General features: G+C 48.7%; 18 protein-coding genes, 1 tRNA gene and 1 pseudogene. 14 read left to right on the top strand and 6 right to left on the bottom strand.

The genetic code is table 11. The features are described from left to right. Positions 1-419: 419 nt before the first annotated feature. From RM811_RS02580 to aroC, 3 genes are all read left to right on the top strand, one after another. Positions 420-512 (top strand) — tRNA-Ser (locus RM811_RS02580). Positions 513-1,014: 502 nt separating this feature from the next. Next, a complete protein-coding gene (gene prmB / locus RM811_RS02575; protein ID WP_402520473.1) occupies positions 1,015-1,956 on the top strand; it encodes a 50S ribosomal protein L3 N(5)-glutamine methyltransferase in 942 nt (313 codons plus the stop codon). 81 nt (positions 1,957-2,037) lie between these two features. Continuing rightward, complete coding sequence (aroC, locus tag RM811_RS02570) at positions 2,038-3,120, top strand: chorismate synthase (RefSeq protein WP_402520471.1); 1,083 nt, start codon at positions 2,038-2,040, stop codon at positions 3,118-3,120. Between the two features lie 42 nt (positions 3,121-3,162). On the opposite strand, the gene RM811_RS02565 is transcribed toward aroC, so the two are convergent. Beyond that, positions 3,163-3,681: a phosphoribosyltransferase gene (locus tag RM811_RS02565; RefSeq protein ID WP_402520469.1), complete on the bottom strand. Its 519-nt coding sequence runs from the start codon at positions 3,679-3,681 to the stop codon at positions 3,163-3,165. Positions 3,682-3,838: 157 nt separating this feature from the next. Here RM811_RS02565 and dauA point away from each other — a divergent pair, with 157 nt between their 5' ends. Next, positions 3,839-5,566 carry a C4-dicarboxylic acid transporter DauA gene (dauA, locus tag RM811_RS02560; RefSeq protein WP_402520467.1) on the top strand — a complete coding sequence of 576 codons (1,728 nt, stop codon included), beginning with the start codon at positions 3,839-3,841 and terminating at the stop codon, positions 5,564-5,566. A gap of 237 nt (positions 5,567-5,803) precedes the next feature. On the opposite strand, the gene RM811_RS02555 is transcribed toward dauA, so the two are convergent. From RM811_RS02555 to RM811_RS02545, 3 genes are all read right to left on the bottom strand, one after another. Continuing rightward, positions 5,804-7,627, bottom strand: a complete 1,824-nt coding sequence (locus RM811_RS02555) for an AMP-dependent synthetase/ligase (RefSeq protein WP_402520474.1) — start codon at positions 7,625-7,627, stop codon at positions 5,804-5,806. Positions 7,628-7,837: 210 nt separating this feature from the next. Further along, positions 7,838-9,280, bottom strand: a complete 1,443-nt coding sequence (locus RM811_RS02550) for a TrkH family potassium uptake protein (protein ID WP_402520465.1) — start codon at positions 9,278-9,280, stop codon at positions 7,838-7,840. Positions 9,281-9,408: 128 nt separating this feature from the next. Continuing rightward, positions 9,409-9,990 (bottom strand): zinc-binding dehydrogenase, encoded by a 582-nt coding sequence (locus RM811_RS02545; RefSeq protein ID WP_402520463.1) that lies wholly within the window; start codon positions 9,988-9,990, stop codon positions 9,409-9,411. Positions 9,991-10,183: 193 nt separating this feature from the next. On the opposite strand from RM811_RS02545, the gene RM811_RS02540 reads away from it, so the two are divergent. Further along, positions 10,184-10,720, top strand: coding sequence for a hypothetical protein (locus RM811_RS02540; protein ID WP_402520461.1), 537 nt, complete (start codon positions 10,184-10,186; stop codon positions 10,718-10,720). A gap of 103 nt (positions 10,721-10,823) precedes the next feature. Here the strand turns inward: RM811_RS02540 and RM811_RS02535 are convergent, their stop codons facing one another. After that, positions 10,824-11,714, bottom strand: coding sequence for a LysR family transcriptional regulator (locus RM811_RS02535; protein WP_402520459.1), 891 nt, complete (start codon positions 11,712-11,714; stop codon positions 10,824-10,826). Between the two features lie 184 nt (positions 11,715-11,898). Here RM811_RS02535 and leuC point away from each other — a divergent pair, with 184 nt between their 5' ends. Then, positions 11,899-13,353 (top strand): 3-isopropylmalate dehydratase large subunit, encoded by a 1,455-nt coding sequence (gene leuC / locus RM811_RS02530; RefSeq protein WP_402520457.1) that lies wholly within the window; start codon positions 11,899-11,901, stop codon positions 13,351-13,353. Positions 13,354-13,369: 16 nt separating this feature from the next. Further along, entirely contained in the window at positions 13,370-14,014 is a 645-nt protein-coding gene (gene leuD / locus RM811_RS02525) for a 3-isopropylmalate dehydratase small subunit (RefSeq protein WP_402520455.1), read from the top strand. 107 nt (positions 14,015-14,121) lie between these two features. Here leuD and RM811_RS02520 read toward each other — a convergent pair whose 3' ends face one another. After that, positions 14,122-14,349: a hypothetical protein gene (locus tag RM811_RS02520; protein WP_402520453.1), complete on the bottom strand. Its 228-nt coding sequence runs from the start codon at positions 14,347-14,349 to the stop codon at positions 14,122-14,124. A 160-nt stretch (positions 14,350-14,509) separates the two neighbouring features. Here RM811_RS02520 and leuB point away from each other — a divergent pair, with 160 nt between their 5' ends. From leuB to RM811_RS02485, 7 genes and pseudogenes are all read left to right on the top strand, one after another. Beyond that, positions 14,510-15,592, top strand: coding sequence for a 3-isopropylmalate dehydrogenase (gene leuB, locus RM811_RS02515; protein WP_402520451.1), 1,083 nt, complete (start codon positions 14,510-14,512; stop codon positions 15,590-15,592). A 69-nt stretch (positions 15,593-15,661) separates the two neighbouring features. Further along, a complete protein-coding gene (gene asd, locus RM811_RS02510) occupies positions 15,662-16,783 on the top strand; it encodes an aspartate-semialdehyde dehydrogenase (protein ID WP_402520449.1) in 1,122 nt (373 codons plus the stop codon). A gap of 82 nt (positions 16,784-16,865) precedes the next feature. Next, entirely contained in the window at positions 16,866-17,330 is a 465-nt protein-coding gene (locus tag RM811_RS02505) for a PaaI family thioesterase (RefSeq protein WP_402520447.1), read from the top strand. Further along, positions 17,327-17,791 (top strand): PaaI family thioesterase, encoded by a 465-nt coding sequence (locus RM811_RS02500; RefSeq protein ID WP_402520445.1) that lies wholly within the window; start codon positions 17,327-17,329, stop codon positions 17,789-17,791. Before RM811_RS02505 ends, RM811_RS02500 begins: the two co-directional genes overlap by 4 nt. Before the next feature lie 133 nt (positions 17,792-17,924). Next, entirely contained in the window at positions 17,925-18,944 is a 1,020-nt protein-coding gene (locus tag RM811_RS02495) for an Asd/ArgC dimerization domain-containing protein (RefSeq protein WP_402520443.1), read from the top strand. Positions 18,945-19,071: 127 nt separating this feature from the next. Beyond that, on the top strand, positions 19,072-21,381 hold the full coding sequence (locus RM811_RS02490) for a FimV/HubP family polar landmark protein (RefSeq protein ID WP_402520441.1): 2,310 nt from the start codon (positions 19,072-19,074) through the stop codon (positions 21,379-21,381). Between the two features lie 541 nt (positions 21,382-21,922). Beyond that, positions 21,923-22,207: pseudogene (locus RM811_RS02485) on the top strand (ISNCY family transposase); the annotation flags it as partial.

The following is a 22,207-nucleotide window of genomic DNA, read 5'->3' as shown; positions in this document are numbered from 1 at the left end:
TACTCGCCACAAGTGAATAACCAGCCTGAAACCCCCACAGATTCGGACAAGGAGAGGTTTCTCCACATGCGGCCAGATCCGTATGCATTCCCACGCAGAGCATGGGAACGAGGGTTTTGCGACAGCCTCGCAGGCGGGAATTCACTGCTTGTGGTAGATCCCCCGCCTTCGCGCGAATGACGGAAGGCTGGAATTTTCTGCAACGCCAAACGCCACTTATTACTCTTGAGGTCAAAATGGTCGGCTCTCGTTCATGCTGCAAAGTAAAAAAAATATTTCTTCGGGTTTGAGTACCGGGTGTTCTTTTTCTCGATATTTGTAAAGCCTGCTCTCACTACACTCCCAAGGTGCAAAGCACTGGATCGGTTGAAAAAAGGCTTGCATTTCAAGGTGTTCAGGGTAGTATAGCCCTCGTTCCTGGTGAGGTGGCCGAGAGGCTGAAGGCGCTCCCCTGCTAAGGGAGTATACGGCTTATACCCGTATCGAGGGTTCGAATCCCTCCCTCACCGCCATATTCCTGTTTTAAATCCCTTCTTTTCCTTCTTTCCCTTCTTTTCCTTCTTTTCCTTCTTTCCCTTCTAGCTAGCTTGTTCAATATTTCCGATGTGTCCAAGAAATGTCCATTTTGTTTAATGGGTTTAGTCTTATTTCGTCGTTTAAATATTCCTTGCTGAATTTTGCGTATTTCATAGTCATCATAATGTCGGAATGCCCAAGAAGGCTGTCCGAGAATAGACTGCCCTACGCGGCAACTGCTCCTGCGTTGCTCTAGCTCCTGCATCCATGCAGTGGCAGAAAAGTGAGGATAAAAATCCGCTTTTGTTCGTCAAATAGATACATGCCTGCTCAGCTTCGCTGCTTTATTGATTACCTGATAGATGAGCTGGCATAAACAGGCTGTTCTGGCTTAAGCGTTACCGGCGACCAGGTAATATGTTATTTTATGCCCCTATATGAAGCAGTAAGGGTTCGATGGGGCTTGAGATAGAGTATGTCGAATCCGAAGGAGCAAATGTGACAGGTTCCAATGAGTCCTGCGAAGGGCTGGTGTCTATTCGAGACTTTGTACGCTGGGGAGCGACCCGCTTTAATGAAGCGGGCCTGTTCTTCGGTCATGGCAGTGATAATGCCCTGGATGAATCTCTGCACCTGGTTTTTCAGGTACTGCAACTGCCCTGGGATCTTCCCGAAAACTATCTGAATAGCCGTTTAACCTATCGTGAGCGTGAAATGCTCGCTAATTTGATTGAGGAGCGGGCATGCAGCCGCAAGCCATTGGCCTACCTGGTAAACCAGGCGTGGTTTTGCGATATGCCTTTTTATGTGGATGAGCGGGTGCTTGTTCCGAGGTCACCCATTGCAGAACTGATTCTTCAGCAGTTTCAGCCATGGTTGGGTGAGGTAGAGATCAGCCGGGTTCTGGATCTTTGTTCTGGTTCCGGCTGTATTGGTATTTCTGCAGCCCACGCCTTTCCCGAATCCCAGGTAGATCTGCTGGATATTTCAGCAGATGCCCTGGAAGTCGCTAATATCAATATCGATCGTCACGAGCTTTGGGGACGGGTGCAGGCCATCAAATCAGATCTGTTTGAGTTTCTTGATGTCCTGCCTGATCGTCCGAAGTATCAGCTTATTCTGAGTAATCCTCCGTATGTGGATGCCGAAGATATGTCTGATATGCCGGAAGAGTTTGCCCACGAGCCGGAACTGGGGCTTGCAGCCGGTGATGACGGGCTGGATTTTGCCCGTACCATTCTGGCACAGGCTGGCGATTACCTGAGCGAACAGGGGCTTCTGGTGCTGGAGGTGGGTAACAGTCAATGGGCACTGCAGGATGAGTATCCGGAAGTCCCTTTTGTCTGGCCAGACTTTGAAAAAGGTGGCCATGGTGTTCTGGTTCTGTCCGCCGAGGATTGCAGGAAGTATCAGTCTGTGTTTAAGAGCCGCTTGAAGTAAAAGATGCTGGAAGTAAAGAAGAAGCAGCTTCCAGCTTAGCCTTTGAGAGTTTTCTGAAAATAACAATGAGGTCGCTTAAGTATGGCAGGAAATAGCATAGGACAACTGTTCAAAGTTACTACCTTCGGAGAGTCTCATGGTATTGCCATGGGCTGTATTGTTGATGGCTGTCCTCCGGGGATGCCGTTGACCGAAGCAGACCTTCAGGGCGACCTGGACCGGCGCAAACCCGGAACCTCAAAATTTACCACTCAGCGTCGTGAACCGGATCAGGTAAAGATTCTTTCCGGTACTTTTGAAGGTATCACCACCGGTGCACCCATCGGACTGCTGATTGAGAATCAGGATCAGCGCTCAAAGGATTATTCCGAGATCAAGGATCTGTTCCGCCCGGGGCATGCTGATTACACCTACACCCATAAATACGGTATTCGTGACTACCGGGGTGGTGGGCGAGCTTCCGCCAGAGAAACGGCCATGCGGGTTGCTGCGGGTGCTATCGCCCGAAAGTTTTTGCAATCACAGGGTATTGAGATTATTGGCTGGTTATCCCGGATGGGGCATATCAAGGCTGAACAGTTTGACCCGAAGGAAATCAGAAATAACCCGTTCTTCTCACCGGATGCCGTGAAGGTTCTGGAGATGGAGGAACTGATTACCCGGTTGCGTGCCGAAGGTAACTCCATTGGCGCCCGGGTTTCGGTGATGGCCACGGGTGTACCTCCCGGGTTTGGCGAGCCGGTTTTTGATCGTCTTGATGCCGAGCTTGCCCACGGCCTGATGAGTATCAATGCGGTCAAGGGTGTGGAGATTGGCGATGGTTTTGCCAGTGTTGGTCAGAAGGGGTCAGAACATCGGGATGAGATGACACCGGATGGCTTTCTTTCAAATCACGGTGGCGGCACCTTGGGTGGTATCAGTTCAGGACAGGATATTATTGCCCATATCGCGCTGAAGCCGACGTCCAGTATTACCACGCCGGGTAAGTCCATTAATATGCAGGGCGAGCCGGTTGAGGTGGTTACCAAAGGGCGTCATGATCCCTGTGTGGGTATTCGGGCAGTGCCCATCGCAGAAGCAATGATGGCCATTACCCTGATGGATCATTTTATGAGACATCGGGCGCAGAATGCTGATGTGGTCAGTCCTGCTCCGGTGATTTAAAACGCTTAAAAAATTGGCTTCCCGGGGGAAGCCAATCACATTTTACTTGCCGAACTGATCGATATTCTCAGCGTCCCAGGCATAATTGATCCAGTAATCTTCAATCTCTTCACCCACAAAGAAGTGCTTGAGCTGCTCAGGTAGCTGTCCCTTTTTTTCTTTTTTCTTGTTGTGAACCACAAAAGCAGAAAACTCAGCGTCAGGGTGGCCTTCAAACAAGTGCTTCAGGGTGAACTCCAGTGTTGTTCTTTCGTCGTCTACTTCATCGATAACCAGTATCTTTTTACCGGTCAGATCAATATCGGTTTCCAGCCATTGCAGTTTAATTGGCTGGCTTGCTGGTGCTGTTCCGGTTTCATCACTGTATCTGGACAGGGAGACAATCAGAATAGGGCGATTGATGTAGGTACGCATGATGCGGGCAGGAATAAGTCCTCCACCACCAATGGCCAACAGGTAATCAGGTTCATAACCATGTTCGGCAATAACCTTTGCTGTGTTGCGAATGGTGTTGTGAATGTTGTTATAGGTGAAATTGTATTGCTGTATAGGTGTTGGCATAAAGGATCTGCATCAGGTTATATGAAAATAAATCAGCCGATTTTATGGAAGTGCTTACCATTGTGCAATATGCCATTTTGTACGGATAGCCTGCGATTGACTTTGGGAATACTATACGCAGCCTGCCTCCCTCCATATCTTGAAACAGGCCAGTACCGTGCCACACCGAGCCCATCTATTATCATTGAAACTCTGCCATGCACTGAGTCAGGCCTGCAAAGCAGAAAAGTACACTGGTAAGCGTTTTGGTAATGACCTGCTGGCGGGACTGACCGTTGGTATTATTGCCATTCCATTATCCATGGCGCTGGCCATTGCCAGTGGTGTTCCACCTCAGTACGGTCTTTATACCGCTATCATCGGCGGTTTTATCATTGCGCTCCTGGGTGGCTCTCGATACAGCATTTCGGGGCCAACTGCCGCCTTTGTGGTTTTGCTTTTTCCTATTGCCGAGAAGTTTGGTCTTGCCGGATTATTATTGGCAACGGTGATGTCAGGGGTGATTCTGGTTCTCATGGCATTAATGCGCCTTGGTCGCTTAATTCAATACATCCCTGAGTCAATTACGCTGGGTTTTACCGCTGGTATTGGTGTGGTGATTGCCACATTACAGCTGAAAGACTTTTTTGGTATGACCATTACCGCTATGCCAGAACACTACTGGGACAAGGTGGCTGTTCTGGTTAATGGCGCCTCGACAACCCATTGGCCGAGTCTGTTAATTGCAGGTGTGACGCTGGCAACGATGTTGCTGTGGCCCAGGCTCCGGTTGCCGGTTCCTGCTCACCTGCCAGCCGTCATTATTGGCAGTCTGCTCGCGCTGTGGATGACCCACTACGGTATTGACGTAGAAACCATTGGCAGTCGTTTTCACTATCTGTTGCCGGATGGTACTTCGGGTATGGGTATTCCTCCGGTTTTGCCAGAGTTTGCATGGCCATGGCAGCAGGCGGGGGCGGATGGTCAGCCATTGGGAATCAGCTGGTCTCTGGTTCAGGCGTTGTTACCTTCGGCGTTTGCCATTGCCATGCTGGGCGCCATCGAATCGCTTTTGTGTGCAGTGGTGCTGGATGGTATGACCGGTACACGGCACAGTGCCAATAGTGAATTGCTGGGGCAGGGGATTGGTAATATTGTGGCACCATTTTTTGGTGGTATTCCGGCAACGGCGGCCATTGCCCGTTCTGCCGCCAATGTGAAATCCGGAGCCCAGAGCCCGGTTTCCGGAATGATTCATGCCTTGGTTGTGCTGTCAGCGCTGGTGGCGCTGACGGGAATACTCTCTTATATTCCCATGTCCGCCATGGCTGCTTTACTGCTGGTGGTCGCCTGGAATATGAGTGAAGCTCCCAAGGCCGTGCACCTTCTTAAAACAGTACCTCGTAGTGATGTGCTGGTCTTTATGGTCTGTTTTTTGTTGACCGTTGTCTTCGATATGGTGATTGCCATTACCGTGGGTGTCGCGCTGGCTTCATTACTGTTTATGAAAGAAGTGGCTGAGATGATTCAGGTGCGGGATATTACGGGTGATCAGCGTTATGTCAGCAAAGTATTAGGTAATGATGTCACCGTACTTCGGCTTGAAGGGCCTCTCTTTTTCGCTGCAGCCGATCATGTTTTCGGTGAAATCAGTCGTTTAAGTCAGGACAAAAAAACAATTATCCTGCAAATGGAGAATGTCTACTTGCTGGATGCGGGTGGTCTGGCAGCCCTGGTTCGGTTAATAGGGCAGTGTCGGGCGAATAATACCCGGTTGTTGATCAGCGAATTGCAGTTCCAGCCTTTGAAAGCGCTGGCTAGAGCCGCGATTGAACCGATTGATGGGGTTGTTAAATTCTATCCATCATTGAATGACGCTTTGCATGATCATCGTATACCTTTATAGCAGCGTTTCTTCTGTGGAATCGATTCCTTCCTTTTGACTGGAATGGCGGTCTGGACGAACTGCGGGATATTCGCTGATGGGGTGCCTTGTTGATACAGGTTTCTGACCTTTTCTTATATTACCAGTTATACATATATGGTCGTCTGTGAATTGACTGAACGGCATTGAGTCTGGCTCTTAATGGGTTGAAATAAAAAAGGCATCCCGTGGATGCCTTTTTTGACTCTGTAACCCTAATCAGGCTTTTGCCTTGGCGTACATGGCTTCAATCTCTTTCTGAAAACGCTTCATAATAATTTTACGACGCAGTTTCAATGTTGGAGTAATTTCTCCCAACTCAATTGAAAACTCCTTAGGCAGCAGCGTGAATTTTTTAACCTGCTCAAACTTGGCCAGCCCTTCCTGTACCTTAACCACCCGTTTCTGGATCAACGCCTGAATACTGCGGTGCTGAATCAGTTCCTTATGATTCTGGTATTTCAGGTTCAGGGCTTTGGCATGTTCTTCCAGGGCTTCGAACGCAGGTACGATCAGGGCTGTCACATAATTTCTGGCGTCAGCAACGATGGCAATTTGCTCGATAAAGCGATCTTTGATCAGCGTGCCTTCAATATATTGTGGAGCGATGTATTTGCCGTTTGACGTCTTCATCAATTCCTTGATGCGCTCAGTCATACGGAGAGCGCCGTTTTCATCCACAATGCCTGCATCGCCGGTATGGAGCCAGCCATCCGCAGTGAAGGTTTTGGCAGTTTCTTCAGGCTTTTTGTAGTAGCCGCGCATAACGGTATCACCATGTACCTGAATTTCACCCTCATCACCGATGCGCACCTGAATACCAGGCAATGGTGCGCCGCAGGAGCCAAATTCAAACCCGGTATCGCGGAAGCAGGTGACCGTCGCTACGGTCTCGGTCATACCGTAACCCACTTTTACATCCACTCCGATGGCATGGAAGAAGCGGTTGATATCATCATCCAGACGAGCACCGCCACAGGGCATAAAGCGAATGCGGCCACCCAGTCCATCGCGAATTTTACTGAAGACTATTTTGTCCGCTATTCCGTGCAGTTTGTTCAGGTAACCCGGTATTTCTTCACCCTTACGACGATATTCCATATGGGCGGCGCCAATCTTCAGGGCGGTATTGAACATCAGGCGACGGATAAACGGTGCTGTTGAGACTTTACCGTGAATGGTGGTGTAGACCTTTTCGAAAAATCTTGGCACCGCGCAGAGAACCGTGGGCTGAATCTCTTTTAATGCCACACTGACCTGTTGAGGATCGCGCAGATAAACATTGGTGGCACCCCGGGCCAGGGCATAAAAGCTCCAGGCTCGTTCAAAGATATGGCTGAGAGGAAGAAAGCAGAGCGAGGTATCCAGGCTGTCCAGATGGATGACCTGATCATGTCCCAGGAAGCTGGCGGCCATATTGGTATAGTCCAGCATAACGCCTTTGGGCTCACCGGTGGTGCCTGAGGTGTAGATCAGGGTGAACAGGTCTTCCATGCAGCGGGAGGCGAGTCTTTCTTCAAGAATGGCCTGATCAACACCCTGCTGAATGAAATCCTCAAAGTAGTGTGCTTTTGGACAGCCCTGAAGATCTACGGATCGGTCAAAAACGACCAGGGTCTTCAGTGTCGGAGATTGTTCCAGCAGCTTAAGGGCGTCGTCATATTGCGCCTGTTCGCCAACAAACAGCAGCGATGCTTCGGTTTCATCCAGAATATACTTAACCTGGTCAGTGGTACTGGTGGGGTATAAAGGGACGGTCACCAGTCTGGCCTGCAAACAGGCCAGATCGGCAATGGTCCACTCCGGCATATTCTGGGACCAGATACCAACTTTGGTCTGAACGCACAGGTTCTGTTTTAGTAGAGCGCGGGAAGCCTGGTCGATTTTTTCACTGAGCTGGCGCCAGTTGATACCCTGCCATTGCTTTTCAGAAGCGCGCTGAGCAGAGACCTGACTGGCGAAGCGCATAGCGATCTGCTCCGGGTTGCGCTGGGCGCGTTCACGGATCTGGCTGATCAGGTGCATGTTCAGGGGGGAGTTCATCGGCACAGACAATATTCTCAACAGCTGGATGAAAATTTAGACGAAATGATAAAAAGCCTGATAGTACAGGATGGCTGGGGATAGCAAAATTGATTCAGGTCATTTTTGGTGAAATCCCTGTGCAGGAAAATGTAACGTTCAGTAATCTTTGTGTCAGAATGTAAAAAGTATGGGTTGTCAGGGTGGTAGTTTGTGTTAATGATTCCCATCCTAGCCTTTCCAAAATGCCGGTGTAAACAATACCAATACGGTAATAACTTCTAAACGTCCCAGCAACATTCCTGCACTTAAAATCCATTTTGCCCCATCGGGGAGGGTACTGAAATTGCCGGCAGGACCGATGATCGTTCCCAGGCCCGGGCCAACATTGGCCACTGCGGAAGCGGCTCCGGTAATGCTGGTGATGGAGTCAATATTGAATAAGGTCAGCAACAGACTTATCAGGGCAATCAGCAGAATAAAGAAAAAGGTAAAGCCAATCAGTGAACGGAGGATTTCACTGCTGATCTGCTGGCCATTGTAAGTCTGCACAAAACATGCCCGGGGATGTATCAGCTGTTTAAGCTGAATATTGAGAAGTTTGCCGCCAATCTGGAATCGAAATATTTTTATGCCGCCGGCGGTGGAGCCGGAACAGCCCCCCACTAACAGCAAAAAGAAAAACAGCAGGTTGGCAAAGCCGCCCCATAACGTGTAGTCACCGTAGGCATAACCGGTAGTGGTAATGGTGGAGGTGGTGTTAAAGGAGGCAAGGGTCAGGGACTGGAGAAAGGTATAATCTGAGTGAATACACAGCCAGATGCTTGAAATCAGCCAGATAATCAATAGAAATCCAAGAAATGCCTGTACCTGAATGTCCTGGTAAAGACAGTGCACTTCTCCCCGCATGGCGCGCACAAACAGAACAAAAGGGAGGCTGGCAAGAATCATGAAAATGATACTTGTCCAGATAATAAAAGGGCTTTTAAAGTTGCCCATGGAGGCATCCGAAGTGGAATAGCCACCGGTAGATACGGTGGTCATTGAATGATTTATCGCTTCAAATCCCGTCATTCCCCCCAGAAAGTACAGATAGGCGCAGATGGCAGTCATGACCAGATAAACAGTAATGATACGTTTGGCAATGCTCCCGGAGCGGGGCATGGCTTTTTCGGACCAGTCGGACGATTCACTCTGAAACAATCGCATACCACCCACTTTGAGAAAGGGCAGTACGGCAACCGCCATCACAATAAAGCCAATACCGCCAAACCACTGAAGCAGTGATCGCCAGATCAGCACGCTGTGATCCATGGTGTCCAGTCCCGATAAAATGGTAGACCCGGTGGTGGTAATACCGGACATGGTTTCAAAAAAGGCATCGGTATAGCTGATGGGCAGTTTGAACCAGAGGGGCAGTGCCGCAAATGTGCTGACAACAATCCAGCAGAGTGTCGTTAATACGAAGACCTGACGGGGCTTCATATTAAAGTGTTCCGGCTTGAAGTTGAGGGTCAGTGCCCCCCCCGTGATCAGGGTGATGGCGGAGGCTGCCACGAACTCCCAGATATTAGAATCTCCGGTCAGCAGGTCATAGATGACAGGAATCAGCATAAACTTGGCCATGGCCGTCAGAAACAGACCAATAACATAGAGTACCGGACGGTGGTTCATTATTTTTCAAGGGCATTATGGAAGAAAATCGCCTTGATCAATGACTCAAGGCGTTGAGGGATACGTCAGATGTCATTTGGCAATGGCATCTGATAAGTCATGGGGAAGTGTAGAAGCTGCGGGTGGTATTACAACTTGATTAGGGTCCGACCGGTCACCTGGCCTACCGTTATGGCTTCTGCCAATTCTGGTACTGCTTCAAGTTCGATCTCGGTAGCTGCTTCCGTGTAGAAAGACTCCGGCAGAAGCTCTGTAACGCGATTCCAGGCCTGCATACGTCGCTCAAAGGGACACATCACAGAATAAACACCCAGCAGTTTTACACCTCTCAGAATGAACGGTATAACGGTGGTCGGCAGATCAAAACCTCCCACCAGACCGTAGGCTGCAACGGCGCCTTCATAGTCCATTTGAGTCAGTGCTTTGGCCAGAATCTTGCTGCCGACAGTATCTATACAGCCAGCCCGGAGCGGTTTTTCCAGTGGGCGAGCGGGCTCCAGAAGCTCTGCCCGGCCAATCACGCGATCAGCACCGAGGGACTTTAACCAGTCACTGTTCTGTGGGCGGCCGGAGGCGGCTACCACTTGATAACCCAGCTGATCCAGAAGTGTTACGGCAACACTGCCGACACCACCGCTGGCGCCGGTTACCAGGATTTCATCTTTTTCTGGCGTAATGCCTGCGTCTTCAAGTGCCATGACGCAGAGCATGGCGGTCAAGCCTGCAGTGAGAAGGTGGCGAGGCAGTAGTTAATTTTTTCTGCATTTTAAGGAAAGGCGTGGGAACTTTTCATCATTTTCATCAATCAGATTGTCTAAAAGCAAAATTCAGATTGTCTAAAAGCAAAATAAAGTAATCAGTAACCTGGATTATAAAGATCCTCGAAGGAGTAAAGGCTTACCAATGCTTCCGTCTGTATCAGGTCATCAACAACTCATCAGTTCTGACGTATTTAGCGAACAATCTCTTGCGCATGTTTCAGGCTCAGAATGGGGATTGGGTGGTGTTGAGCTTGTTGCTCTTAGGGAGGGGTTCCGTGCAGGGGCAAGAGTGGTGATAGCTTGTCATCCTCACAATATATGCTTGGAAATACTTCATTCACCCAAAGCTAATGAATACTGTTATAAAAAATCAAGTAAGAAAGATATTATGTATCGTAAAATTGCAGATGCTGGAAATATCGTCAAGTTTCATGGAGCAAGAACACTGATATTGAAAAGTCCCGCTATTATGATTACGGCAAAAGATACTGGAAAAAGAGTAGTTGTTCAGGGTGTGGTAGATGAGTTTGGACGGGAGCCTGAATTCGATCTCTCTAAGTATAACGAATATCTGATAAAGCTTTTTGAGCAGGAAACCACTTCTGCTTTGCTTCCTAATGTTTTAGTCATTAACAATTGTAGGAAAATGAAAATAAACGACGAGAGCAATTCCGAGTAGGCGCTATATACTGTAGTGTACGATTGATCCTTGTTAAATGATAACAATGATTATTAAAAATTGATTATTGTGAGCTTGCTCCAGAGTATATTCCTCGGTTCTGTTAACAACTGTCTTTATGCCTTTCAAGCTGCTTAATAAAGGCTTTGGCAGCATTAGAGAGTGTCCGTTTGGGGTGCAGGATATACCCTAGCTGTCGGCTGGGAGACGTTTGAATACCCTTCAGTTTGACATTCAGAATACGCAGGTCATCATCTTGCATGGTCAGCGGGAGTATGGTCCAGGCGAGCCCAATGGCGGCGAGCATGCGCAGGGTTTCCAGATAGTTGGTGGACATGGCGGTTTGCAGTTTCAGTCCTTCCTGGTCGAAAAGGTTCTTTACTACCTGAAAAGTGAACGTATTTCTGCTTGGTAACACGGCTTGATACTGGCTCAACTGCTCTGTAGTGACACTCTTCAGTTTTGTTAATGGGTGATCTTTTGCCGTCATGAAATTCAGTGGGTCGTGCCAGAGTTTTTTTGATTGAATATTGGGTTGGATTTCGGGTGACAGCGTGATGATACCCAGCTCAATCTCTCCACGGATCAGCATTTCATAAGACGCTTCGGAATCGACAAACCGAATATCCAGTTTGACCTCTGGAAAAGTGTTGGTGAACGTCTTTAATATATTGGGCAATCGTCGTAAGCCGATATGGTGGCTGGTGGCAATGGATAGCGGCCCTTTGACTTCCCCACTGAGATTGATGATTTCCAGTTTAGTGTCATGAACCAGCTCCAGCATCTGCCGTGCCCTGGGGAGCAGAGCTTTGCCTGCCTCATTAAGTATGACCTGGCGACTGACACGATCAAAAACCGGCGTACCCAGCTGTTCTTCCAGTGATGCAATTCGCTTACTGACCGCTGGCTGTGTCAGAAAAAGCTTTTCTCCGGCTTCTGAAAAGGAGCCAGTATCGACAATAGCCAGGAAGGTGATGAGGTTGGTGGTATCCATAACGCACTTTTGGGTTGATTTATTCCTAAAAGTTATCAATAGCATAAAAAAGATGAATTTGAGTAATTTTTTATGAACGACTAGGATATGCAGTATTAAGGATAAGCTGAAAACAACTTAGTAAAACTGCTTATAAATCAAACAAAAACAGTCTATTTACTGTTTGATCAGAGAGGATTGCTCGATGGCTGGCCAGGCTTCTAAAGGCAAAACGCTTTACGACAAGTTATGGGATGCCCATCTTGTTCGTCAGCGTGATGATGGCTCTGCGTTGATCTATATCGATCGGCACCTGCTTCATGAAGTGACATCACCTCAGGCTTTTGAAGGCCTGAGACTTGCTGGTCGTAAGCCGTGGCGTCTGGATACGAATCTGGCAACGCCTGATCATAACGTACCCACCACAGTGAATGAACGTCAGTACGGCATTGATGGTATTGAAGATCCGGTGTCAAAAATCCAGGTTAAGACGCTGGATGACAACTGTGATTACTTTGGTATCACCCAGTTTGATATGAAGGACCAGCGACAGGGTATTGTCCATGTGGTAGGCCCGGAACAGGGGGCAACCCTGCCAGGAATGACGGTTGTCTGTGGTGACTCCCATACCTCTACTCATGGTGCCTTTGGTGCCCTGGCCCATGGTATCGGTACTTCAGAAGTAGAACATGTGCTGGCGACCCAGTGTCTGATTACCAAAAAGATGAAGAATATGCTGGTGCGTGTGGATGGCGCGTTGGGTGTAGGGATTACACCAAAGGATGTGATTCTTGCCATTATCGGTCGAATCGGCACGGCCGGTGGTACTGGTTTTGCCATTGAGTTTGGTGGTGATGTCATTCGCAATATGACGGTAGAAGGCCGGATGACCGTGTGTAACATGGCCATCGAAGCAGGTGCCAGGGCCGGTATGGTGGCTGTTGACCAGAATACTATTGATTATGTCCGTGGCAGACCGTTTGCTCCTCAGGGGGATCAATGGGAACAGGCGGTAAAGGTCTGGGAAACCCTGCATACCGATGATGATGCTGAGTTTGACCAGATCGTGGTACTTAACGGTGAGAATATCAAGCCACAGGTAAGTTGGGGCACATCTCCGGAAATGGTGTTGCCGGTGGATGCCAGTGTTCCTTTTCCGGAAGACGCTCCAGATGAAACTCGTAAAGAGGGTTATGCCCGTGCACTGGAATACATGGGGTTGACAGCAGGGCAGAAAGTAACGGACATCCCGGTTGATCGTGTCTTTATTGGTTCCTGCACTAATTCCCGTATTGAAGACTTGCGTCAGGCTGCAGCTGTCGTTAAAGGGCGGCGTGTTGCTGATTCGGTGAAAGAGGCGTTGGTGGTTCCTGGCTCTGGCCTGGTAAAAGCTCAGGCTGAGGCTGAGGGGCTGGATCAGATTTTTGTTGCAGCTGGCCTCCAGTGGCGTGAGCCAGGGTGTTCCATGTGTCTGGCGATGAATGCGGACAAACTGGGTCAGGGTGAGCACTGTGCATCCACCTCCAATCGAAATTTTGAGGGACGTCAGGGCTTTGGTGGGCGAACCCATCTGGTCAGTCCGGCTATGGCTGCCGCAGCGGCGATTGCGGGTCATTTTGTTGATGTTCGTACTTTTGATTTTCCAGAGTCAGTAGCATAAGGGGGGCAGAATTATCATGCAGGCTTTCACTGTTCATAAAGGGGGAGTAGCTCCCCTGGATCGTGCCAATGTTGATACGGACATGATCATTCCCAAACAGTTTCTGAAGTCCATCAAAAGGTCAGGATTTGGGGTTAATCTGTTTGATGAGTTGCGTTACCAGGATGAAGGGTATCCCGGGCAAGACTGCTCCAATCGCCCGCTTAATCCGGATTTTGTGTTGAATCAGTCTCGGTATAAAGGTGTTTCTATCCTGCTGGGAAGGCAGAATTTTGGCTGTGGTTCCAGTCGTGAACACGCTCCCTGGGCGCTGGAGGATTTTGGGTTTCGCTGCGTTATCGCACCCAGCTTTGCAGATATCTTTTATAACAACTGTTTTAAAAACGGCATTCTCCCTATCACGCTTTCTGAAGCGCTGGTGGATCAGTTATTCAAAGAAGTTGAAGCCAGTGAAGGGTATCAGCTGACGGTTGATCTTGAGCGTGAGGTGGTAGTTAAGCCTGGTGGCGAAGATCTGCCATTTACCATTGATACATTTCGTCGCCACTGCCTTTTGAATGGCCTTGATGATATCGGTCTGACGCTGGAGGATGCTGATCATATTCATGATTTTGAGCAGCGTTACAAAGTAGGTAATCCCTGGCTGTTTGCCAGTGAATAATTTGATTTGGGTTCGTTTCCATGCTCTGCGTGGGAATGCGGCTAGTGCATGGTTTCAATGGGTTCGACCCAACCTGCGTCACCCGTCAATCTCATTGAAATGATGCACTAGTTGCTCGGAAGTCTGCACAGAATGAGGGTTAGTGTTTCCTTGATTTCTTCAATCTGCTGTTTGGTACTTAACGTGCCCACCTTAACACTGGCAATATCAGAGGCGAGATTATTGAAACCTTTATCAACCTTCCTGTCGAGCTTGCCAACAATGCGAACCAGATCAGTTACAGTAGTTCCCAACGCTTCCTGTCGGGCTTCTATTTTGCTGACTTCTGAGGGCATACTTCGTTCCTGCATTTTTATAGTAAAAGCTGGCAGTGTAGCAGAGAGTTTGAGAAAGCCGCATAACAGGTAGTTCTGAGGTATCTGGTTGGTTAGGTATGCATTCCCACGGGGGGCCGTGGGAACGAGGTTAAATCGCAGTTTTTAATAAGGAATAACGATGAGCAAACAGATTTTATGTCTTCCCGGTGATGGTATTGGCCCGGAAATTATGACCGAAGCACTGAAGGTGCTGGACGCCGTTAAACAGCGCTTTGGACTCGATATTGAAGTCAGCCATGGTCTGGTTGGTGGTGCTGCCATTGATAAAGATGGTGTGCCTCTGAGTGATGAAACCCTGGTGCGGGCAAAAAGTTCAGATGCCATTTTGTTCGGAGCGGTGGGCGGCCCTGAGTGGGATAGCCAGCCTATGGCGAACCGTCCTGAGAAAGGATTGCTGAAGCTTCGTTCGGAGCTGGATCTTTTTGCCAACCTGCGTCCTGCCATTCTCTTTCCTCAATTAGCGGAAGCTTCCAGCCTGAAGTCTGAGCTGGTGGCTGGTTTGGATATTCTTATTGTTCGGGAACTGACGGGCGGCATCTATTTTGGCGAGCCCCGTGGTGTGCGAACGCTGGAAAATGGTGAGCGTGAAGGTTTCAATACTTACGTTTACCGTGAATCTGAAGTACGTCGTATTGCCAAAGTTGCCTTTGAGGCCGCGCAAAAAAGAGGTGGGCGACTGTGTTCGGTTGATAAGTCCAACGTGTTGGAAGTTACCGCTCTGTGGCGTGATGTCGTGATTGAAGAGTCCGGCAGTTACAGTGATGTTGAGCTGAGTCATATGTATGTTGATAATGCAGCCATGCAACTGGTTCGTGCGCCAAAGCAGTTTGACGTAATGGTCACTGGTAATATGTTTGGTGATATCCTCAGCGACTGTGCTGCCATGCTGACTGGATCCATTGGTATGCTGCCCTCTGCATCACTGAATGAAAAGAATCAGGGTATGTATGAGCCGGTTCATGGTTCGGCCCCGGATATTGCTGGTGAGAACAAAGCGAACCCTCTGGCACAGATTCTGTCCCTGGCGATGTTGCTGCGTTATTCCCTGGGGAAAGGAGAGGTGGCTGACGCTATTGAAAAAGCCGTTAGCGATGTGCTTGATAAGGGCTATCGCACGGGTGATATCGCTTCTGAAGGCTGTCAGCTAATGGGAACCGTAGAAATGGGTGATGCGGTCGTTGGCTGTTTGCTGAATTTATAACTTTTATTGCGTTACTACCATCTCTGCTGCCTGATTGCTGCAGAGATAGTTTTTCCGGGGGAGAGCAGGATGAAAAAAGTAGGTTTTGTTGGCTGGAGAGGTATGGTTGGCTCCGTTCTGATGGAGCGCATGCAGGAAGAAAATGACTTTGCCAGGTTGCAGGGCAAAGGTGTAGAACCTGTATTTTTTACTACCTCTCAACTGGGTCAGTCAGGGCCTGATGTTGGTATTCCTGTGGGTACATTACAGGATGCCCATGATGTTGATGCTCTCCGTGAAATGGACGTTATTATTTCCTGTCAGGGTGGCGATTATACGGATAAAGTCTTTCAACCACTTCGTGACAGTGGCTGGGAAGGGTATTGGATTGATGCTGCCTCTTCACTGCGCATGAAGGACGATGCGGTGGTTATTCTTGATCCGGTTAACCGTGATGTGATTGATCGGGCGCTGAATGATGGCGTTAAGAATTTCATCGGTGGTAACTGTACTGTCTCCCTCATGCTGATGGCTATTGGCGGCCTGTTCCAGCACGATGCTGTGGAGTGGGTAAGTGCCATGACCTACCAGGCGGCCAGTGGTTCTGGTGCACGGAACATGCGTGAGCTGATTAACCAGATGGGTTGTATACAAAGTAATGTTGCAGCAGAGCTGGCGGATCCGGCCAGTGCGATACTGGATATTGATCGTAAAACATCCTCCCTTCTGCGAAGTGCTGATATACCGCAGAATGAGTTTGGCGTTGCTTTGGCTGGTAGCCTGATTCCCTACATTGATAAAGAGCTGGAGAATGGCCAGAGTCGTGAAGAATGGAAGGCGCAGGCAGAGACCAACAAGATTCTTGGTCGTCAGGCATCTCCTGTGCCTGTTGATGGCGTCTGTGTGCGGATTGGTGCCATGCGTTGTCATAGCCAGGCATTGACCATCAAGTTGCGCAAGGATATACCCATGACGGATATCGAAGCGATGATTGCCGGGGCTAATGACTGGGTATCTGTGGTTCCAAACCACCGGGAAGAAACCATACACCAGTTGACCCCCGCAGTAGTGACTGGTCATCTGGGTATCCCGGTAGGGCGTCTGCGCAAATTGAATATGGGGCCTGAGTATCTGACTGCTTTCACTGTTGGTGATCAGTTGTTGTGGGGGGCAGCGGAGCCTCTGCGTCGTATGCTGACAATTTTGCTGTAATCAATTCTTCTTGTCGTCAAATCAGATCGCCGGAAAGAGTATTCCTTCCGGCTTTTACTATATAACAATTAGAAGTTGACTCATGATGCTTACGGAAGAACAGCTGACAGAATTTGCCAGCAACTTTGTCAAAGTGATTCCTCATTGTCTTCACTTGAATATGTCTCTGATCAAAGCCGATCATGATGGCATTGAATTGGAGTTGCCTTACGATGGTCGTCTGGTGGGTAACCCGGAAACTGGCGTTATTCATTCCGGTGCGATCACAACACTTATGGACTCCTGCTGTGGGCTTGCGGTGTTTACTCGTATGGAACAGCTGGAAGCCTGTCCGACTCTGGATCTACGCATTGACCATATGACCGCCGCCGAGCCCGGAAAGCCGGTCAGGGCTTTTGCCGAGGCGTATCATATTACCCGCTCAATGGTATTTACCCGGGGTGTCGCTTATCAGGAGAGCCGGGATAAGCCAGTTGCTCATGCAGTAGGGACCTTTATGCGGGTGGGGAGAAACTCCATGAAGTTGATGCAGGAGCACTTTCAGTGAAGCCCCCAAAAGAACACCAAGGGTTTGCCAGAATCATAAAGGAAGCCCGGGATTCGAGAGATTACAGTATTCTGACCAATGGTATTCCCTATGCCAGCCTGATTGGTATGCAGTGTATGCCTATGGGAGATGATGTACTTTTCACCTTGCCAAACCAGATGACCAATATTGGTAACCCTATTCTTCCTGCCATCCATGGAGGGGTCATTGGCGGCTTTATGGAAATGTCAGCGGCACTGCATTTAATGTTGTTTATGGATGAACTGCGTTTGCCCAAAATTATTGACTTCTCTATTGATTATCTGCGATCAGGGCAGTCCAAAGATACCTATGCTCATTGTGAGGTTTGCCGTCAGGGAGCGAGAGTGGCCAATGTAGCTGTGACTGCCTGGCAAAGTAAAAAAGAGCTGCCTATTGCTATTGCCCGGGGTCATTTCAAACTTTCCAAAGGAAGATCCTGAGACTGGTACGATAGAAACCACTTGCCTGATGTAAAGGCTCTGTATAAAGTCGACGGTTTTCTATCATTTATGCGGTTTTGGTTGAGAACAGAATCAACATTGCATTTGTTTTTTGTGGCTGGGATCTTTTTCCATGAACCGAACATACAATATTGCGATTTATGCTGCCGATACTCTGGCTGGCGAAACTCTGGTTCGGCAATTAGAAGAACAGTTGTTTGATGGTAAACCGTTGCCAGTCCTGAGTTTTTATCCGCTCTGTGAATCTTCCCGGTCTTCAGGCTCAGTTGAGTTTCATGGTGAAACGCTGGAGTTTATGGGTATTGAAGATGTGGATTTTTCTTCGACTGATTTTCTGTTGATGCCCGCAGGCTGTGACCGTAACGCTGAACTGATGACCAGAGCGGTTGAAAGTGGTTGTGTTATTATTGATGCTTCCAGAGGTGCTGCGACACAGGGTTATACAGTACCGGTGATGGCTGGCTTTAATGAGCATTTTCTCGAAGAATCCGTGGAGAATCGCTACTTTGCTGTTCCTGGTACAGCGGCGGCCTGTTTGTTGCCTTTACTGCAAAGGATTCATCAGCGTTTCAGTGTTAGTCGTCTGAGTCTGGTTATCATGCAACCGGTTGCTTCATTGGGTAAGAAAGGCATTGATGTACTGAGTAAACAAACCATTGAGCTGCTTAATGGTCAACCGGTTGAACATGGCGATTATTCACGCCGCCTGGCCTATAACCTGATGCCGGATCAGGACGATAAAGAGGGTGAGCCTGCAGGTAATGAAACCATCATACGTAATGAGTTGCTGCTAGCCCTGGGTGACGAAATAGATATCCGTGTGACCTGTATCACAGCCCCGGTATTTTTTGGTGACAGCTACGTTATTGATCTGGATGCTGTCCAACCGGTTGATATTCAGGAAATACAGTCTTTACTGTTAGAGTTTCCCTGTGTGTCGCTGGCTGAAGATTCTGGGCTGTCAACCGTTGAGGATGTCGCCGGTACTGATCAGATTCATATTGGCAGACTCCGTCAGGGATCAGATTACGGAACAGACTTGAGTTTCTGGCTTGTGGCCGATAGCCTCAAAAGAGGTGCTGTTCATGCTGTTGAATTGATTGGGTTATTGATAAAAGACTTTGCTAAGTGATAACTTAGACTAACTGCTTGGTGTTCCGTGTTGTAAGTAAAGGCTGATCAGAGAAAGGGGGGCTGCTTTCTCGACAGCTGAAGGCAGGAGGGGCTCAAACAGTCTACGTATATAACAAGGATTCACGATGAGACTGCAAAAACTTGTAGTAGTGATATCGGCGCTGGCAGGGGGTATTACTTCCGTTAATTCCCATGCGTTGGGTTTGGGGGAGGTGAAGCTTTATTCTGCATTAAACCAACCCCTGATGGCTGAAATTGAGTTGATGCAAGTCAAGGATTTGACCCGCAGAGAGATACTGACCAATCTGGCCAGTAAGTCAGACTTTGAGCGGGCAGGTGTTGAACGTCCCTTCATGTTGAATAAACTTCAGTTTAAAACTGAAGTTGGCCCTGACGGCAAAGCCTTAATAAAGGTGACCAGCTCGGGTCCTGTTCACGAACCCTATCTCAATTTTCTGGTAGAGGTGCATTGGCCCAGTGGTCGCCTCTTAAAAGAGTACACACTGCTTCTGGATCCACCTGCATTCAATGGGCAGTCATCAGTGCCCGTTGTAAAACCGACGTCTGTCCCGGCTCATTACGGAACGAATCCTGTTCTGGATGAGCCACCAACGACTAATCGTGATTACCTGCCTTCTCCTGATCCTGTTGACTATAAGGACTATAACCAGCGGCAGCCGGTTCAGCCCGTGTCTTCTAATCGCAACTACTCTTCTGCTGGTGGGGCGGCTGTCTCAGGAAAAACATACAGAGTTGAGCGTAATGACAGTCTCTGGGAGATTGCTGAGAAAGTTCGCCCGGGTTCTGATGTTACTGTTCAACAAACCATGCTGGCCATTCAGCGTGGAAATCCGCAGGCGTTTATTGATAACAATATCAATCGTCTGAAGAGCGGCCAGGTTCTCAGAATTCCTGATCGCAGAGATATTACCCGTCTTACGGTTCGTGAAGCCATTACTGATGTTTCAAGACAAAATCGTGAGTGGCAGGGTCGGAGCCAGGTCGCGCAGCTGGATGCGACCCGCAGAACCTCTGCAGTCTCTAAAGGTGGCCAGAAAGCGATTGATGGTAAACTGGCCATTGTCTCTGGTGAGGCAGCCTCCGGACGAGGTCAGGATCTGGGTGGTGATACGGCAGAAGGGAATGCTGCTCTACAGACTGAACTGGCAATGACTCGTGAACAGCTGGATAAGCTGAGTCGTGAAAATGCTGAACTCAATAGCCGACTGAAAGACCTTGATGACCAGATTGCTACGTTGAAGCGTCTGGTGACCATGAAAGATGATCAGATGGCTGCGCTTCAGAGTCAGAGCAAGCCAGAAGCAGTGACTCAGCCGAAGCCTGTCCAGCACCAGCCTGAGTCATTCAAACAGCCTTCAATGATGGATATGTTGTTTGGCAATCCTTTTTTACTGATTCTCCTGGCCTTATTACCGTTGGGTGGGGCTGGTTTTCTATTCTATCAGCGTCGTAAGAAGCAGCAGGAGGCGGTGGCTGATGAAGAAGATGAGATGGACTTCCAGTCACTGGACCTGGATGAGGAGGGCCCGATTGACTCCCCAAAGCCGGTAGCTAAGCCCAGCGAAGAAGATGAACTGAAGTTTGATGAAGCGCTGGCCATTGATGACTCGGTTATCGACGAGCTTGAAATTGATGATGATGAGGAAACAACTCAACAGACGGAAGACCCTCTGAGCGAAGCGGATATTTATATTGCCTATGGGCGTTTAAATCAGGCCGAGGAATTGTTGAATCAGGCTATCTTTAATGAGCCGGACAGGGCTGATTTAAGGCTCAAGCTTCTGGAAGTTCACTCTGAAAGCGGGGAGCTGGATAAGTTTAATCAGGCGCTGGGAGCTCTTGAAGCAACCGGTGATGCAGAGGCCATTCGAGAGGCCGATGCCTTCAAGGCACGTTTCCCGGATGAATTTGAAGGTGTCGCTGCGCCCGTTGACGAAGATGGGATGCCGGATCTTGATCTTGATGATCTTGACCTGGGTGATGACGATGAACAAAGCGTTGATGCCCTTGACGATTTTGATCTTGATCTTGATGACTTTGACATGGGGAGTGAGCCGGAAGTTGCTGCGCAGCCTGAGAAAGCGCCTGAAGAAGTGGCTGATACGGCTGATGAAGATGATCTGGATTTTGATCTTGATGACCTTGATCTCGAGTTTGGAGCCGGTGCTGAGGACGTTCTTGCCCAGGATAGCCAGGCAGCTTTCTCTGATGAAGGCGTTTCCAGTCTTGAGGCTTCTCTTGATGATGATCTTGACTTTCTGTCAGAGAGTGATGAAGTTGCCACCAAGCTTGATCTTGCCCGAGCCTATATGGACATGGGTGATATGGAAGGAGCCTCAGCCATTCTGCAGGAAGTGATTGAGCAGGGCAGTGATGAGCAGAAGCAGGAGGCGCGAAATCTGTTGGAAAGTTGAATCAGTGACTCATAACCGCTAAATCAATACTGTTTCAATGGAAAGCGGGTTCTGAAAAGGACTCGTTTTTTTTTGTATTTGGTCTTGGGTGTCAGGCTGGTGTTTGAGGTTTTTTATTTATCCCAAATTCCGCAGTTGAATTTTTCAGATTATTTCTTTCCCTTGTGGATGTATGATTTTCGCATATTTATAACCCCCCTTTTTTACTATGAAAATGCCACTATTCCGGGCTCTGTAGCCATATTCATGGTTTGGGGTGAGCGGCATTTTCCGCACATGGTTGTTTGGTCATGGATCAATACTGTGAGTTTTTAAAGAACGTAATGCCCGTGGGGCAAGGCCTGCGTGTATGGGCTGGTATTTAGTGCCTGAACGAAAACCCTTAAGACCCTTGTATTCCAGAGGGTTCATAGCATATTGACCATCCGAAGTTATATCGGGAAGTGCGGTTCTTCTGGTAAAATAGCCCGATTCAAGGCCATTTCATCTAATCTTCGACTCAAAAACAACTACGCGACAGGTTCAACCCAGACAACTTTAAATCTGTGAAGTCGATATCGGCAGCATCGAACTCGACCATCGTTCCCGTGATGACATTCCGCAAATCCTGATTGGTTTACAGCATATCTACGTGAATACGGAGGTTCGGGATCCTGTCTTTTCTTTGCTGGAACAAGTTATCCCTGAAAACATAAGCTGCATTAATGGTCGGCCAGGCATGCACTTGTGGAATATTCTTGTGCTCGCCGTGCTCCGGGTAAATCTCAACTGGGATTATGATCGACTTCGCGAAATGGCCAGTCATCATGCCATCATCCGTGCCATG

Source organism: Endozoicomonas sp. (assembly GCF_031844845.1).
GTDB lineage: Bacteria > Pseudomonadota > Gammaproteobacteria > Pseudomonadales > Endozoicomonadaceae > Endozoicomonas.
Note: the sequence above shows the minus strand (reverse complement) of the source record. Positions and strands in the feature narration are given on the sequence as shown.

Coding starts and splice junctions, on each gene's coding strand:
- aroC (WP_402520471.1), top strand. CDS start 2,038: ATGGCAGGAAATAGCATAGGACAACTGTTCAAAGTTACTACCTTCGGA.
- RM811_RS02565 (WP_402520469.1), bottom strand. CDS start 3,681: ATGCCAACACCTATACAGCAATACAATTTCACCTATAACAACATTCAC.
- RM811_RS02555 (WP_402520474.1), bottom strand. CDS start 7,627: ATGAACTCCCCCCTGAACATGCACCTGATCAGCCAGATCCGTGAACGC.
- RM811_RS02550 (WP_402520465.1), bottom strand. CDS start 9,280: ATGAACCACCGTCCGGTACTCTATGTTATTGGTCTGTTTCTGACGGCC.
- RM811_RS02545 (WP_402520463.1), bottom strand. CDS start 9,990: ATGCTCTGCGTCATGGCACTTGAAGACGCAGGCATTACGCCAGAAAAA.
- RM811_RS02540 (WP_402520461.1), top strand. CDS start 10,184: ATGCTTCCGTCTGTATCAGGTCATCAACAACTCATCAGTTCTGACGTA.
- RM811_RS02535 (WP_402520459.1), bottom strand. CDS start 11,714: ATGGATACCACCAACCTCATCACCTTCCTGGCTATTGTCGATACTGGC.
- leuC (WP_402520457.1), top strand. CDS start 11,899: ATGGCTGGCCAGGCTTCTAAAGGCAAAACGCTTTACGACAAGTTATGG.
- leuD (WP_402520455.1), top strand. CDS start 13,370: ATGCAGGCTTTCACTGTTCATAAAGGGGGAGTAGCTCCCCTGGATCGT.
- RM811_RS02520 (WP_402520453.1), bottom strand. CDS start 14,349: ATGCCCTCAGAAGTCAGCAAAATAGAAGCCCGACAGGAAGCGTTGGGA.
- leuB (WP_402520451.1), top strand. CDS start 14,510: ATGAGCAAACAGATTTTATGTCTTCCCGGTGATGGTATTGGCCCGGAA.
- asd (WP_402520449.1), top strand. CDS start 15,662: ATGAAAAAAGTAGGTTTTGTTGGCTGGAGAGGTATGGTTGGCTCCGTT.
- RM811_RS02505 (WP_402520447.1), top strand. CDS start 16,866: ATGATGCTTACGGAAGAACAGCTGACAGAATTTGCCAGCAACTTTGTC.
- RM811_RS02495 (WP_402520443.1), top strand. CDS start 17,925: ATGAACCGAACATACAATATTGCGATTTATGCTGCCGATACTCTGGCT.
- RM811_RS02490 (WP_402520441.1), top strand. CDS start 19,072: ATGAGACTGCAAAAACTTGTAGTAGTGATATCGGCGCTGGCAGGGGGT.